The sequence below is a fragment of the Klebsiella sp. P1927 genome, assembly GCF_018204675.1.
GTDB lineage: Bacteria > Pseudomonadota > Gammaproteobacteria > Enterobacterales > Enterobacteriaceae > Klebsiella > Klebsiella pneumoniae.
In genome coordinates this window covers 4,506,046-4,520,117 of sequence record NZ_CP073377.1, presented here as the reverse complement: position 1 = coordinate 4,520,117, position 14,072 = coordinate 4,506,046, and the positions used below count along the sequence as shown (strand labels likewise).

The 14,072-nt window shown below is 59.2% G+C and carries 12 protein-coding genes and 2 pseudogenes; 3 read left to right on the top strand and 11 right to left on the bottom strand.

Annotated elements, in window-relative coordinates; all coding sequences use genetic code 11:
• Nucleotides 1–16: 16 nt before the first annotated feature.
• Complete coding sequence (locus KB892_RS22620) at nucleotides 17–886, bottom strand: phosphorothioated DNA-binding restriction endonuclease (protein ID WP_002887059.1); 870 nt, start codon at nucleotides 884–886, stop codon at nucleotides 17–19.
• Nucleotides 887–1,065: 179 nt separating this feature from the next.
• Here KB892_RS22620 and KB892_RS22615 point away from each other — a divergent pair, with 179 nt between their 5' ends.
• A complete protein-coding gene (locus tag KB892_RS22615) occupies nucleotides 1,066–1,704 on the top strand; it encodes an HNH endonuclease (RefSeq protein WP_002887060.1) in 639 nt (212 codons plus the stop codon).
• Between the two features lie 82 nt (nucleotides 1,705–1,786).
• Here KB892_RS22615 and KB892_RS22610 read toward each other — a convergent pair whose 3' ends face one another.
• Entirely contained in the window at nucleotides 1,787–3,466 is a 1,680-nt protein-coding gene (locus KB892_RS22610) for a glycoside hydrolase family 43 protein (RefSeq protein WP_002887062.1), read from the bottom strand.
• 58 nt (nucleotides 3,467–3,524) lie between these two features.
• Nucleotides 3,525–4,964 carry an MFS transporter gene (locus KB892_RS22605; protein WP_004153321.1) on the bottom strand — a complete coding sequence of 480 codons (1,440 nt, stop codon included), beginning with the start codon at nucleotides 4,962–4,964 and terminating at the stop codon, nucleotides 3,525–3,527.
• 426 nt (nucleotides 4,965–5,390) lie between these two features.
• Between KB892_RS22605 and xylA the strand changes: the two genes are divergently transcribed.
• Both xylA and KB892_RS22595 read left to right on the top strand, forming a co-directional pair.
• The gene (xylA, locus tag KB892_RS22600) at nucleotides 5,391–6,710 is read left to right on the top strand and encodes a xylose isomerase (protein WP_002923185.1); all 1,320 of its coding nucleotides are present in this window, start codon (nucleotides 5,391–5,393) and stop codon (nucleotides 6,708–6,710) included.
• A gap of 271 nt (nucleotides 6,711–6,981) precedes the next feature.
• Nucleotides 6,982–8,364, top strand: a complete 1,383-nt coding sequence (locus KB892_RS22595) for a carbohydrate porin (RefSeq protein ID WP_004152212.1) — start codon at nucleotides 6,982–6,984, stop codon at nucleotides 8,362–8,364.
• A 294-nt stretch (nucleotides 8,365–8,658) separates the two neighbouring features.
• On the opposite strand, the gene KB892_RS22590 is transcribed toward KB892_RS22595, so the two are convergent.
• The 8 genes and pseudogenes from KB892_RS22590 to KB892_RS22555 all read right to left on the bottom strand — a co-directional run bounded on the left by KB892_RS22590 (nucleotide 8,659) and on the right by KB892_RS22555 (nucleotide 13,845).
• The gene (locus KB892_RS22590; RefSeq protein ID WP_004152213.1) at nucleotides 8,659–9,618 is read right to left on the bottom strand and encodes a YbgA family protein; all 960 of its coding nucleotides are present in this window, start codon (nucleotides 9,616–9,618) and stop codon (nucleotides 8,659–8,661) included.
• Nucleotides 9,615–10,166 (bottom strand): DUF3833 domain-containing protein, encoded by a 552-nt coding sequence (locus KB892_RS22585; RefSeq protein ID WP_002887163.1) that lies wholly within the window; start codon nucleotides 10,164–10,166, stop codon nucleotides 9,615–9,617. The genes KB892_RS22590 and KB892_RS22585 overlap by 4 nt, the downstream gene beginning before the upstream one ends.
• Nucleotides 10,163–10,687: a hypothetical protein gene (locus tag KB892_RS22580; RefSeq protein WP_004152214.1), complete on the bottom strand. Its 525-nt coding sequence runs from the start codon at nucleotides 10,685–10,687 to the stop codon at nucleotides 10,163–10,165. The genes KB892_RS22585 and KB892_RS22580 overlap by 4 nt, the downstream gene beginning before the upstream one ends.
• Nucleotides 10,684–11,034 (bottom strand): annotated as a pseudogene (locus KB892_RS22575) (DUF2878 domain-containing protein); the annotation flags it as partial. The pseudogene KB892_RS22575 and the gene KB892_RS22580, both read right to left, overlap by 4 nt.
• Nucleotides 11,015–11,437 (bottom strand): annotated as a pseudogene (locus KB892_RS22570) (DUF1365 family protein); the annotation flags it as partial. The pseudogenes KB892_RS22575 and KB892_RS22570, both read right to left, overlap by 20 nt.
• Nucleotide 11,438: 1 nt before the next feature.
• Nucleotides 11,439–12,698, bottom strand: coding sequence for an NAD(P)/FAD-dependent oxidoreductase (locus KB892_RS22565; protein WP_004152217.1), 1,260 nt, complete (start codon nucleotides 12,696–12,698; stop codon nucleotides 11,439–11,441).
• Complete coding sequence (locus KB892_RS22560; RefSeq protein WP_062955121.1) at nucleotides 12,695–13,414, bottom strand: SDR family NAD(P)-dependent oxidoreductase; 720 nt, start codon at nucleotides 13,412–13,414, stop codon at nucleotides 12,695–12,697. Before KB892_RS22560 ends, KB892_RS22565 begins: the two co-directional genes overlap by 4 nt.
• Complete coding sequence (locus KB892_RS22555) at nucleotides 13,411–13,845, bottom strand: nuclear transport factor 2 family protein (RefSeq protein WP_002887256.1); 435 nt, start codon at nucleotides 13,843–13,845, stop codon at nucleotides 13,411–13,413. Before KB892_RS22555 ends, KB892_RS22560 begins: the two co-directional genes overlap by 4 nt.
• Between the last annotated feature and the right edge of the window lie 227 nt (nucleotides 13,846–14,072).

Sequence of the window (14,072 nt, the reverse complement as noted above, 5' to 3'; positions counted from 1 at the left end):
TTATCACCATCCCCCCTTACCCCCTGAACACCTCCCGCCGGTGCCATGCCACAAACCCCTCCTGGGGATAACATTCTTTCCCCTGCGGCAAGGTAATCGGCTTACCATCAAAATCCCAGAACAGCCTGCCAACGATGCCTCCGCCGTTCACCGCTGGCGAAACCTGGATGCGCATATCCTCATCCAGACCAATGGATCCTTTATCAAAAGCCTTATGGTGAATCGCGCAGAGCGCCAGGCCGTTAGGGATTTCGCATGGGCCGCCGTGCTGCTTCCATTTGATATGGGCCGCTTCCAGGGCGACGGAGGTATTATCATGGCGCATATTGAAGCCGCAGATCGCGCACTCATAGTTATAGGCGCGCAGCACCTGCTGGCGAAAATGCGGGTCGCGCTCTTTGCGGATCTGCAGCAGATCAAACCCCATCTCTTCTGCCAGTTCTTCCTGAATACTCTCCGGAAAGTGCGCCTCGAGGATCTGATGGGCGAGGGTATTGATCAGCCTCTTATTTCTGTTGAGTAACGCAAAATGCGGCTCATCGAAGCCGCCGGCGACGTGACAGAGCTCCAGCTCTTTGCCGGGCGGCTTTCGGCTGCCCTGGATTGAGCACTGCTCGCTGTTGTGCAGCTCCCAGAAGCCGTCGCCTTTCAGGCGCCAGAACGGCATGTCCGGCCGGTACTGGCGGCGCTGTGGGCCAAAGCGTTCCAGCAGGCTATGCAGCTCATCGCGTATCTCCGAGGCGTAGTCGAACATCCGCGCATGGCCGCGCTGGTACTGGGAAAGGACGTACAGCAGTAACAGTGGCTTATGCGGCGCACGCTGTTCGCCTTTGCGCCAGATAGTGATGTTCTCGATCGCGTGTTGCAGGGTCGTGCTGGAGGGCATAGCGTTACATTGGCAGCTAAATAAATGCGATGATGCTCGCAAAATCCTTGCCGATCAACCCACCAGATGCGGCGATTCTACGTGGATCGCTATTTAACTATCACTGCTAGTTATTTGTTCGAAAAGCCCATAGCTTTCTATTTATACTCAAGCTTCGCGCCATCAGATAGCTATGTCTTATGAAAAAACTACCGGACCATTTATCCAGGGAATGCATCATCGCTGCCATTCGCGCTTACGATGCAGGCGTTGCGCATCAGTTTAAAAGCGCGCGTCTGTACGAGATCGAGTTTGAGGGGCGTCGGTATCCTTCAAAAGCCATCGTCGGGTTAGCGGCCACGCTTGCCACGGGAACGGAATTTACCCCGGCGGATTTCAGCGGAGGGATTAAATCCAAATGCGTGCGTCTGTTACTGGATCAAGGATTTACGATCGCGTCGCAGGGCGCTGGCGATGACGAGGTTGCGCTTTTCCCCGATGAGGGACAGACGACTATGGAGTTCGTGGAAGGGGCGGCGATGCAGGTGGTGGTCAATCGCTATGAGCGCGACCGTCAGGCTCGTCAGGCGGCGCTTCGCCTGCATGGCTGCCGGTGTCAGGTATGCGGTCTGGATATGGCCAGCCGCTATGGCGAAATCGGCCAGGGTTTTATCCATATCCACCATCTCATTCCGCTGGCCGGGATCAAGCAGGACTACCGTCTGAACCCTGAAACCGATCTGATCCCGGTATGTCCCAATTGCCATGCAATGCTGCACCGGCGAGATCCGCCGTTTACTCCCGAAGAGCTGAAGGCCCGGCTGCGCCCCGCAGACTGACATCCTACAGCGCTCGCTTTAATTACATCACACACAGCACAAACCCCACGCTACCTCACCGGTAGCGTGGGCCAGCTTTCTCTTACTTATCCCGCGTCTCGCCAGCCTCCCAGCTATAGCTCCCATCGGCCGCTAACCTATCGCCCAGTTCCTGATACTCGAACTGATAAAACTCAGCCTGGGTGCCGTACCCGGCGTAGTCTACCGCCGCCAGGCCGACGAACGCCCCGGTAAAGAACCCGCCGTAGCTCTGCAACACATAGTCATCGGACAGTACCGCGGCATCCAGCTGGACCGGGATCTCGGTGAACGTCACGCCATCGAAGCTGTATTCATAGCTGTAGGTCTGCTTGCGGACTTTAGTCCGGAACCAGACGTATTCGACGCCGTCCGGCACCTTGATGGCGTTATCTTTCAGGTACGACGTGTATTTCCCGCGGTTATTTTCGCCGACTTCGATGACCTTGCCGTTAATTTCATTCCAGGTCAGGAAGACGAAGCTCCAGTGGCGGTCGTTATAGTAATTCGTTAACCCGGCCATCTGCTGGTAGCTGAAGGGCTCGAATTTCACCTTCACCGCGGCGTCAAAATAGAAGGCCTGCCAGCGGCGGGCAATCAGCGACAGGTCATGCGTATTGGCTAACGAACCCTGGCCGATTAAGGTTAATTTGCCGTCGCCGGTGGTGCCCATTTTGGCCGTAAACGGCACCCGCAGGGTATTCCAGTTCGGGTCGAGCGCTGGCGAGGTAAAGTCATCCTGCTGGCTATTATCGCTGGCGCTTTCGGTGAAGATGGCGTCTTTTGGCCCTTCGACGAAGGTTTTCCCGCCGTGACCGCCTTCAATACGCGGCCAGCCCTCGTCGTCCCAGTACACTTTCTGGATCGCGGTTTCCCGGCCGAGGGTTGACCAGCCGCGCGGGTCGTAGATGGATTCCCCCGGGCGATTCCACGGCCGGGCGCAGAGCGAGGCGTAATACCATTCGCCTTCCGGAGTGGAGACCAGCGCGCCATGGCCCTGTTTCTGGATGTAGCTGTCCGGGGTATCGACGTTGGTTAAGAACACGTCGCCCGGCTCGGTTTCGAAGCTGTCGGCCTCGAGGGTTTTCGACCGCGCCACCACCTCCTGGTGGGTAAACACGGTGCCGCCCTGGGCGGCAAACAGATAGTAGTAGCCGTTCAGTTTATAGAGGTGCGGCCCCTCGACCAGCGCCACGGCGGTGCCGCGGTAGATGGTGCGCGCGGTTTCCGGCATTAACTTCAGCGTCTTGGTATCCAGCTCCGTTAAGGTAATGCCATCGAAGGGGTGATGGTACTCCCGGTGATCCCAGGTTTGCTGGACGATATATTTCCGGCCATCGTCGTCATGGAACAGCGAGGCGTCAAACCCGACGCCGTTCAGCTTGATCGGGTCGCTCCACGGGCCCCGAATATCCTTCGCCGTGGTCAGGTAGTTGGTCATGTCTTTAAAGGCGCCTTCGGTGACCTTCACATCGGTATACACCAACCAGAATTGCCCGTCGGCCCAGGAGAGCGCCGGCGCCCAAATGCCGCCGGAGGAGGGGTTGCCCTTCATATCCAGCAGGGTGGTGGTGGAGAGCGGCGAAGGCAGCAGGTTCCAGTTTTTCAGGTCTTTGGACTCATGTAAACGCACGCCCGGGAACCACTCAAACGTCGAGTTGGCAATATAGTACGTATCCTCGACGCGAATAATACTGGGGTCGGCATTAAAGCCGCGTAATATCGGGTTTTGAATAAGTGACATTTCATTACACCTTTTAAAATGGAAAGTTAAGGATCGGTCTGATTTATAATTTTTTTAACTACACGCGGATCTCATCCAGCTGACGGTTGATGTCGGTAACATGTTTATCGGAGATCGGATAAACCTGCATGATCACCATCGAAATAGCGGCCAGCGCAATTGGGATCCACACCGCGGTCATAATGATCCCGTCGATGGCGCTGGCGCTCTGCACGGCGCCGCTTTCATTAAATCCATACACCGCCAGCAGCCACAGCGGGATAGCGCCGCCGATGGTGAAGCCGATCTTGAAGAAGAGTCCCATAATGGCATTGATAATGGCGGCATTGCGTTTGCCCGATTTTAATTCGCCGTACGCGATAACTTCCGGTACCAGCGCCCACATAAAGCCGGTGGCGGAGGTTAAGCCCCACTGTTTAATAAAGGTGGCGATGTAGGCCAGCCACAGGGCGTCGTGCATCCCTTCGCGGGACCAGACGTAGGTCAGCAGTTCGCCGACGATGAACATGGCGAGGAACAGATGGAAGAAGCCTTTTTTACCAAAGATTTTTTTCAGTTTCGGCCAGAACACCGGGAAGGCGATGCCGGGAATAGACGCGACGAGACCCACCGCGCCCATCCATTCGGAATGGCCGACGACGAACTGGTTGAAGAAGCCGTTAACGGTGTTCATGAAGAACATGAAGGTAAAGGCCAGCATAAAGAACATGCCGAGAATAACCAGCGGACGGTTATGTCTGAGCTCGTGGAAAAGGTCGGTAGTTTTGACGTTGGCGGTCTGCTCGGCGGTCGCGACAACGCGTTCTTTGGTGCATTTGTAGCAGATAAACAGGGCCACCGCGCCGATGATCATATAGATGGCGTACACGCCGAACCAGGCGTAGTTCGCTGACGGATCGGTATAGTTGCCCAGATTCAGCTCAAGGCCGAAAAAGCCGGTGTCTTTCAGGCTACGATCTTTCGGCGCCGCCATCTGCACAAACATCGGGAACAGGGTATAGACCAGCAGGTTGGCGCTGTTGGCCAGCATCATGCGGGTACTGGTCAGCTTATCGATCGATTCCGGGTCGCGGGTCAGCGAGGCATTCAGCGAGCCATAGGGAATATTGACTAAGGAATAAACCAGGTCCAGCGCCAGATAAATAATAAAGGCGAAAGCCACCGAACCTTTCACTCCGGGGATTGGCGCGAACAGTAATGCCGACAGGATCACCAGCGGCACGCCGGCTCGTAACAGCCAGGGACGATATTTCCCTGCTTTTGAGGTTCGTTTATCCACATAGGTTCCGACCATCGGATCCCAAAACACGTTAATGATGCGGACAAAAAGAAAAATAAAGCCTGCCGTTGCCGTGCTGATGGTATTTACCGTCAGCATATGCAAAGCCAGAAAACCCCCAATTGTGCCGAAAACCAGGTTTTGCGCAAAGTCGCCCATGCCATAACCAATTCGTTCTCCGCGGGTTAATTTATGATATTCATCATGCCGACTGTGCATTATGTTTTTACTCATTCTAAGCAGACTCCGGTTTGTTTTGTGTAGGTGAAACACTTTCTGACACAGTTGACCAGGAAGAATCTATTACGTTTTTAAATTACGTAATTATGTTTTTTTACTTCTGTGATCCTCGAAGCAAAGGCCTGTATCACCTGCGTTAAACCGTTTTCCGCCGCTAATTTTCGGGCAGACAGACAAAGTGACAAAACCGGCATTTTAATTTGATATGGATACCTGAATTCCCCAGGGAGTGTACGCTATACGCGCGCGAAGCGAGATATTTAAAATAGTTTTATTTGCGAGATGGCTCACATTTGAGCATTTTCTCAATCGCCGAGTGAAATAACGTAATTGAGCAACCGACGATGAGAATACACGATGTGTCACAGTTGTTAATTTTCCTGTTTCTCAATTTCGGAGTTCATCATGCAAACCTATTTCGACCAGCTCGAACGCGTTCGCTTTGCCGGACCCAAAACCGATAATCCGCTGGCATTTCGCCACTATAATCCGGATGAAATCGTGCTGGGAAAACGCATGGCAGACCATCTGCGTTTTGCCGCCTGTTATTGGCATAACTTCTGCTGGAATGGCGCGGATATGTTTGGCGCCGGTTCGTTTGAGCGTCCCTGGCAGGCCGCGGGCGATGCGCTGGAAATGGCCAAACGCAAAGCGGACGTGGCGTTTGAATTTTTCTACAAGCTCAACGTGCCGTATTACTGCTTCCACGATGTCGACGTCTCGCCAGAAGGCGCGTCGCTGAAAGAGTATTTGCATAATTTCGCCATCATGACCGAGGTGCTGGCGGAGAAACAGCAGCAAACCGGCGTGAAACTGCTGTGGGGCACCGCCAACTGCTTTACCCACCCGCGCTACGGCGCCGGGGCGGCGACCAACCCCGATCCGGAGGTGTTTGCCTGGGCGGCCACGCAGGTGGTGACCGCCATGAACGCTACCCACCAGCTCGGCGGCGAAAACTATGTTCTGTGGGGCGGCCGCGAAGGTTACGAGTCCCTGCTGAATACCGACCTGCGCCAGGAGCGTGAGCAGATTGGCCGCTTCCTGCAGATGGTGGTGGAGCACAAGCATAAGATTGGCTTTGGCGGCACGCTGCTTATCGAGCCGAAACCGCAGGAGCCCACCAAGCATCAGTACGATTACGATGTCGCGACGGTGTATGGTTTCCTGAAGCAGTTTGGTCTGGAAAATGAGATCAAGGTGAACATTGAAGCCAACCACGCCACCCTGGCGGGGCACTCTTTCCACCATGAAATCGCCAGCGCCATCGCGCTGGGCATTTTCGGCTCCGTTGATGCCAACCGCGGCGATGCGCAGCTCGGCTGGGATACCGATCAGTTCCCGAACAGCGTGGAAGAAAATACCCTGGTGATGTATGAGATCCTCAAAGCCGGGGGATTCACCACCGGCGGCCTGAACTTTGACGCCAAAGTTCGCCGGCAGAGCACCGACAAATACGACATGTTCTATGGCCATATTGGCGCCATGGACGTGATGGCGCTGTCCCTCAAGCTGGCCGCGCGCATGATTGAGGATGGCAAGCTCGATCAGGGTCTGGCAAAACGCTATGCCGGCTGGCAGGGCGAGCTGGGGCAGAAAATTATGAGCGGGCAGATGTCGCTGGATAATATTGCCCGATACGCTGAGCAGCATAATCTGAATCCGCAGCCTCAGAGCGGGCGTCAGGAATTACTCGAAAATCTCGTCAATACCTATATCTTTGGTTAATTTTTGCTGACATGCTCCCGCGGGGGCATGTATTCCGCCGTCTATCCGCTGCCGGGAAATAGCGTTTATTGGTTCGTGCTGTGTTTTTTTTGTCAGTGGCGAAAGACCACCTGTTTAATATCAGCGAAGGAGGAAGGGTAACGATAATTGTGTAACGCCTCTGTGACCGTACAAAATAAAAAATAACTTGTTCTGATGATAGCGACATATTCTGTCAGCTCAGAATAGGCTGGTTATTGTCTGAATAAAATTAACCTATATTGAGAAACTCATGACAATGATAAAAAAACTTCCATTAACCATGGCGGTTATCGCCGCGTTTTTTCCACTTACCTCTGTAATGGCGCAAGAATTTACTCAGGAACAGATCGACGCCATCGTTGCCAAGGCCGTTGATAAAGCGCTGGCCGACCGCCAGGCAAAAATCGACGCCGCGGCCAACAAAAAGGTCGACGTGATTACTAACCCGGAAACCACCGCCGCCTCGCCGGATATGGCCATTCCGTTTGGCCTCAAGTTCAGCGGCTATGCCCGCTATGGCGCTCACTTCCAGACCGGCGACCAGAAATATGTCGGCGTCGACGGCTCCTATAACGGCGCCTCGGCGATCGGCCGTCTGGGCAACGAAAGCAACGGCGGCGAATTCCAGATCAGCAAGGCCTTCAAAAGCGCGCAGGGGGCTATCTGGGATCTTAACGTGATGTTCGACCACTGGAGCGACGAAGTTAACCTGAAGAAGGCCTACGTCGGGGTCACCAACGTGCTGGAATCCAACCCCAACGCCTATATCTGGGCCGGCCGCGACTTCCACCAGCGTCCGCAACAGGGGATCAACGACTACTTCTGGATGAACCACGACGGCCAGGGCGCCGGGGTAAAGAACTTTGATATCGGCGGCGTGCAGTTCGACGTGGCGGCGGTGTCGCAGGTGAAATCCTGTAGTCCGGAAGTGATGGCCGACGAGACCAACCCGTCGCGCATCACCTGTACCGGCAGCTCCGACACCGGCGACAACGGCCACTACGCGCTGACCACCAAAACCCACAACATCAAGGCCGGGCCGATCGACGTCGAGGTGTACGCCAACTACGGCTTTGACTCAAAGGCGGTGGACAGCGACGCGCGTCTCGAAGCCTGGCAGGGCGGCCTGGTGCTGAGCCACACCAACGACAGCGGGGTGAACAAGGTGATCCTGCGCTACTCCGATAACTCGGATAACAGCGTCTATAACAAAACCGACGACCTGACCACGGTCTACGCCAGCTTCGAGGGCAGCCATAAGTTCACCCAGCAGGCGCAGGTGGAATATCTGCTGGCCTTCCACGACTACGACAACGGCAGGGACAACACCGACAACCGCAAGAACTACGGTGCCATCGTGCGGCCGATGTATTTCTGGAACGACGTGTACTCCACCTGGCTGGAAGCGGGCTACCAGCGCGTGGATTACGACCAGGGCGGGGATAACCACGGCTGGAAGCTGACGCTGTCGCAGAACATAGCCATCGGCATGGGGCCGGAGTTCCGTCCGATGCTGCGCTTCTACGTGACCGGCGGCCAGGTGGACAACGAGCATACCGCGAAGGTTAACGGCACCCAGGACCAGCAGCTGGATTCGCTGAACGTCGGCGGGATGTTTGAGGCGTGGTTCTGATGCGATAGCGTTGTCGAAGGAGCGTTCCCGGCTGGCGCTACGCTTAGCCGGGCTACAACTGATGCGCTCCATTTATGCCGGATGGCGGCATACATGCCTTATCCGGCCTACGTTCCTTCCTGCGGGCTCCCCCCAGGACCGGCAAGCGCAGCGCCGCCGGGCGGTCAGGCTCCATACCTGCGGTAGTGCCGGATGGCGGCATAAATGCCTTATCCGGCCTACGTTCCTTCCCGCAGGCTCACACCCCCAGGCCCGCGCAAGCGCAGCGCCGCCGGGCAGCTGGCCCATCCCCCTTCAGTTCACCGTCAGGCGCAGGGCCAGATCCTGCGGGTAGGGGTCAAAATAGTTCTGCGCCTGCAGGTAGCGATCCGGATACTCGGCCAGATAGTGCTTAAGCAGCGTCAGCGGGGCGAGGATCGGCAGCAGCCCGGCGCGATAGTTGAGGATCACCTCCCGCAGCTCGCCGCGCTGGCGGCTGTTTAGCTGGTCGCGGAAATAACCCTGAATATGCATCAGCACGTTGGTGTGGTTTTTCCGCGAGGCGGGCTGCTTGAGGATCGCCATCAGCTTCTCGCGGTAAACCTCGAAGAACGCCTCCAGATCCTCCCATTCATGCAGCGAGGCGACGAACGGGCCGATCTCCCGGTAGCCTGCCTGGTGGTGAGCCAGCAGCTGCAGCTTGTAGCGGCTGTGAAAGGCCAGCAGGCTGTGGCGCGTCAGGCCGCGGGCGCGCAGGGCGTTGAGTTCATGCAGGGCGAAAACGCGCTCGACAAAATTCTCCCGCAGCAGCGGATCGTGCAGCCGGCCATCCTCTTCCACCGGCAGCCACGGGTAGCGCGCCATCAGGGCACCGGTAAACAGCCCCACGCCTTCCTTACGCCCGCGATTGCCTTTTTCATCGTACAACCGCACGCGCTCCATTCCGCAGCTCGGCGATTTGGCGCAGACGATAAAGCCCGACAGCTCGCCCAGGGTTGCGAGGTGGGCGCTGGCGAAATCAGCCATCTTCTCCGTCACATCCTCGTGCGGGGCGTGGCTGAAGCGCATGCGGATCTCCCCGACCGGGGTCTGCACCAGGCGGAGCGCCGGGCGGGGAACGGGCAGGCCGATCGCCATCTCCGGGCAGACGGGTTTAAACGCCACCCACTGCGCGAGCTCATCCATCACAAAGCCCATACGCTTATGCCCGCCGTCGAATCGCACGGCTGAGCCGGTTAAACATCCGCTGATCCCAATGACAGGTTGCGTGTTCATGGCGCTGTCCTCTCTTCTGCTGTGGTTCGGGTAAAGAAAAGGGTCACGGTGGCGACCGTAATGCCGAATTTCTTCATCTCGGTTTTGTTAAACAAATGGCTGCCATCCTGCAGGAACATCCAGTCGTCAAAGTGCAGCAGCCACCGGCTGCCGCTGGCTTCGACGTTCATGCTGTAGCGCCAGTGAAAGGCATTGCCTGCCGCCTGGCCGCTGGCCACGCCTTCGATGTCCCCGGCGGTGCCCTGATAACGGTTATCGCCGGTGCGGCGAATGCGCCACACCCGCTGCTGCTTCTCGCCATCGTCATAGACAAAGCGCTCATGGAGCGTCAGGGTGTCGCCGACGACGTCGCCATCGATCGCTACATGGAAGCGGCGCAGCTGCTTGCCGCTGCGATCCTGCACCATCCCCCACGCCTCGGTTCGGCCCTGAAAATAGTGGAAAATGTCGAGGGCGGGCTGCTGCTGCCGGTACTCCGTGACCTCGGTGCTGCAGCCGGCGAGGATCAGCATCAGCAGCGCCAGGCCAAGGGTCAGAATGCGTTTCATGGTGTACCTCCGATCAACTGCTGACGCAGTTCGGGATAAGTGGTGCGCGGATCGAGCCAGATGGCGAGAAAGCGGGTGCTGAATGCCGCCGACTGGCGCGGGCCGAGCGGGGTAAAGGCGGTCTGCGCGGCGCTGGCGCGGTACCAGAACTGTCCCTCGCTGCCGCTGTCCACGAACGCCAGCTGGCTGCCCGGCGCGACGTCCGGCCAGATCCCCTGCAGCATGCGCAGCCAGGCTTCGCTGCGCGGCTCCTGTTGCAGAATGCCCTGCGCCTGCCACTGGTCGCGGGTGGCCTCCACCAGCGCCTCGCGATCGATATCGCGCTGGTAGGTGATGATCAGCGCCCGATCCTGCTGCGGGCCGTCATACCGGCCATTGGGTGTGCGCAGCTGCGAGTGATAGACGGTGAACGGCCCCCAGGTGAGGGTCGCCTCGCCGACGCGGCGCCACGTCAGCCAGTCGGCGGCGTGTGCCGCCGGGGCAAGGGTGGTCAGCCACAGCAGTAACAGCGCGAATCTCATTTTCGCCTCCCCATCCCCAGATGGAATAACAGCATGAGCACCAGCCAGCCGCAGGCCATGGCGGCCACGGCAAGCGCCATCGGCACCAGCAGGGTCATGGCTCCGAGGCGCGCGCCGAGCAGGTAGGCCACCGGGCCGCCGACGGTGGCGGCCGCGGCCAGCACCCAGCCGGGAAGCGTCGTGGTGCGGGTCAGTCGGGTCCAGACGACGGCGAACATCAGCCACAGGGCCACCATCCACAGGGGCAGCAGGCTGTCGCCGCGAAAATCGATCAGCCCCGCCAGCGCCCAGCAGGCGTCCAGGCCGCAGCCCGCCGCGGCCAACAGCAGGGCGGGCGGACGGCTGGCCGTCCACCGCGTAGTAATGACGCTCATTCCACGGCGTGTTACGCACTTCGGCCAGCACCCAGCGCAGGGTGTCGGCCTCGTCATAGCAGTAGTAAAAGTTGACCGGATTAAAATGGAAGCCGAAGTAGCGCAGCTGGGTCAGGAGCATCACGCGTCCCGCCGGGCGGCAGCCGGTCAGGCTCTCCAGCCGGTTCAGCACCTGGGCCTTCAGCGGCGCGCCCAGCGGATAATCGGCGTCGTACCAGGCGGCGGCGGCCAGGCGGTTGCGGCGGATGCCCGCCTCAGGCAGCCTGTCCAGTTCGTCGAGGTCGAGCCAGGTCATAAACAGGCGGTAGACGAAGTGGTGCGCCTTCGGCTGCAGGCGACGGTGGCGCAGGACGCCCTGATAGAGGCAGCTGTTCATATCACTTGCCCTCCGCCGCGGCGATGCCCTGTACCACGTCGAGCGCGCTGCGCACCCCGTCCTCATGAAAGCCGTTGTACCAGTAGGCCCCGCAGTACCAGCTCCGCTGCTGGCCGTTAATCTCTTCGCGCCGCAGCTGGGCCGACCAGCTTTGCGGGTTAAACAGCGGATGCTCATAGACGAAGCGCTGCCAGACATAGCGATCGTCCACCGGCGCGTCCGGGTTCAGGGTGACGCAGAACAGGGGGGCGCCCGCAGGCAGCCCCTGGAGAATATTCATGTTGTAGGTGACGCAGGCCCGGGCCAAATCCCCGTCGCTCAGGCGATAGTTCCAGCTGGCCCAGGCGCGCTGGCGCTCCGGCAGCCAGCGCGGATCGCTGTGCAGCACCACCTCGTTGCGCTGCCAGCCGATATCCCCCAGCACCTCACGCTCGGCGTCGGTGGGCGCCGCCAGCATCGCCAGCGCCTGCGCGGAGTGGCAGGCGAAGATCACCTGGTCAAAATGCGCCTCCCCGGACGCCAGCCGCAGGATAACTCCCGCCGGGTGGCGCTCCACCTGCTGCACCGGCGCGTTGAGCCGCAGGTCCAGGCGATCGCCGAGCCTGGCGAGCAGGGCGCGGACGTATTCCCGGGAACCGCCGGGCACCACGTACCATTGCGGACGATCGCGAATATCCAGCAGACCGTGGTTTTCAAAGAAGCGCAAAAACAGCGGCAGCGGGAAGCGGCGCATCTCCTGCAGCGACGACGACCAGATGGCCGCCCCCATCGGCAGAATATAGTGGCGGGCGAAGAAGGGGCTGAAGCGGTGGCGGGTGAGGAAGCTCTCCAGCGTCGCGCCTGGATCCAGCGCCTCGGTCAGCGCCAGTTTCGCCAGGCGGTTGAAGCGGACGATCTCGCTCAGCAGTCCCCAGAAGGCCGGCTTCAGCAGATTGCGCCGCTGGGCGAAGAGCGAGGTCAGGCTGTGGCCGTTGTACTCCAGGCCGCTGGTCGGGTTGTGGACCGAGAAGCTCATCTGCGTTTTTTGCCCGCCGATCCCCAGCTCGCTGAGCAGGCCCATAAAGCGCGGATAGGTGCGATCGTTGTAGACGATAAATCCGGTATCGATGGCCCAGGTGCCCTGCGGCGTGGCGACATCCACGGTGGCGGTGTGGCCGCCCGGCGTGGCGCCCGCTTCGAACAGCGTTACCTGATGGTGTCCGGCCAGTCGCCAGGCGCAGGTCAGCCCGGCGATGCCGCTGCCGATGATGGCGATGTTCATGAGCGCACCATCCTGCGCAACAGCAGGCGCTGGATACCCGATGGCAGACTGGCCAGCAGCCGCAGGGCCAGGCTGAAACCGGTGGGGAAGGCGATGTGGTTTTTGCCCTTCGCCAGACCGTGGCGGATCGCCGCCACCGCCCGATCCACGCTCACCCGGCCGGGCATGGCGAAGTCGTTTTTGCGCGTCAGCGGGGTGTCGACGAAGCCCGGAGAGACCACCGTGACGGCGACCCCTTTCGGCTCCCAGTCCAGACGCAGGCTATTGGCAAACCAGATCAGCGCCGCCTTGGAGGCGCCATAGGCTTCCGCGCGCGGGAAGGGCAGCCAGTGCGCCATGGAGCTGACCAGCACCACCCGATCGCCAGCCTCCAGCTGCGTCTGCAGCGCCGCCAGGCAGTTCACCGGCCCGAGGAAGTTGGTGGCCATCACCCGCTCCACGAGGGCGGCATCCACCTGTCCGTGGTCGAGGTATTCGCAGGTCCCGGCGCAGAGAATGATCAGGTCGGCAAAACAGCCTGTCAGCGCCTGGCGACAGGCGTCCCTGTCTGTCATATCGAACAGGCGTACGCTGATGTTGGGGCTGAGCTGCTGGAGCGCTGCCAGGCGCGACGCATCGCGCCCGCAGGCGATGACCAGATGGCCATCCGCCGCGAAGGATTTCGCCAGGCCGGCGCCGATCCCGGAGCTGGCGCCGGTGATGAGCACCGTCATCATGAGCGCACCCTCCGCTTCACGCCGCGCACCGCCCAGCCCAGCAGGGGAAGATGCTCGTAGATCATCTCCCCGGCGTCGTAGTAGTCGCGCTGATGGAGAACCTGCTCCCCGGCGATGTCCACCACCGAGCAGCCCGGCAGGGCCAGGGTTTCTCCGCCGGCAATGCGCGGATGCGACCAGTGCATGGTCCAGGTCACGGCGAACCGCTGGCCGTCGCAAAGCGGCGTGTCGATGGTGAACCGGCACTGCTCCACGTTGGCCAGCAGATGGGTAAAGTAGCGCTGAATGGCGAACAGCCCCTGATGCTGACCAAAAGGATCGCTCAGCGTCGCGTCCGGATGGTACAGCGTGGCCAGCGCCGCGGGCGGCTGTGCATCCAGCCCGGCGTAGTACTCAACGAAACGACGAATCACGGACGGCGAGGTGCTCATGGATCACATCCTGGCTAGATACGGTAGCGTAATGGCATACTTAAAACTTACACAAATAAAATTGTTTGTCCAAGTTTGTAGAAAAATATATTTTATTTGTGTTAAAAATCATGTTGTTATGATTGGTGTTTTAAGGAGTGAAAGTCGCGGGTGGCGCAAAGGGCAAGCGTGAGCCCGCCGCGCCACCGGGTGCTGGCGGAACAGAGCGTGGAGGTAAGTGAAAACAG

Coding starts and splice junctions, on each gene's coding strand:
- KB892_RS22590 (WP_004152213.1), bottom strand. CDS start 9,618: ATGAACACGCAACCTGTCATTGGGATCAGCGGATGTTTAACCGGCTCA.
- KB892_RS22615 (WP_002887060.1), top strand. CDS start 1,066: ATGAAAAAACTACCGGACCATTTATCCAGGGAATGCATCATCGCTGCC.
- KB892_RS22560 (WP_062955121.1), bottom strand. CDS start 13,414: ATGATGACGGTGCTCATCACCGGCGCCAGCTCCGGGATCGGCGCCGGC.
- KB892_RS22580 (WP_004152214.1), bottom strand. CDS start 10,687: ATGAGATTCGCGCTGTTACTGCTGTGGCTGACCACCCTTGCCCCGGCG.
- KB892_RS22595 (WP_004152212.1), top strand. CDS start 6,982: ATGACAATGATAAAAAAACTTCCATTAACCATGGCGGTTATCGCCGCG.
- KB892_RS22620 (WP_002887059.1), bottom strand. CDS start 886: ATGCCCTCCAGCACGACCCTGCAACACGCGATCGAGAACATCACTATC.
- KB892_RS22585 (WP_002887163.1), bottom strand. CDS start 10,166: ATGAAACGCATTCTGACCCTTGGCCTGGCGCTGCTGATGCTGATCCTC.
- KB892_RS22555 (WP_002887256.1), bottom strand. CDS start 13,845: ATGAGCACCTCGCCGTCCGTGATTCGTCGTTTCGTTGAGTACTACGCC.
- xylA (WP_002923185.1), top strand. CDS start 5,391: ATGCAAACCTATTTCGACCAGCTCGAACGCGTTCGCTTTGCCGGACCC.
- KB892_RS22605 (WP_004153321.1), bottom strand. CDS start 4,964: ATGCACAGTCGGCATGATGAATATCATAAATTAACCCGCGGAGAACGA.
- KB892_RS22610 (WP_002887062.1), bottom strand. CDS start 3,466: ATGTCACTTATTCAAAACCCGATATTACGCGGCTTTAATGCCGACCCC.
- KB892_RS22565 (WP_004152217.1), bottom strand. CDS start 12,698: ATGAACATCGCCATCATCGGCAGCGGCATCGCCGGGCTGACCTGCGCC.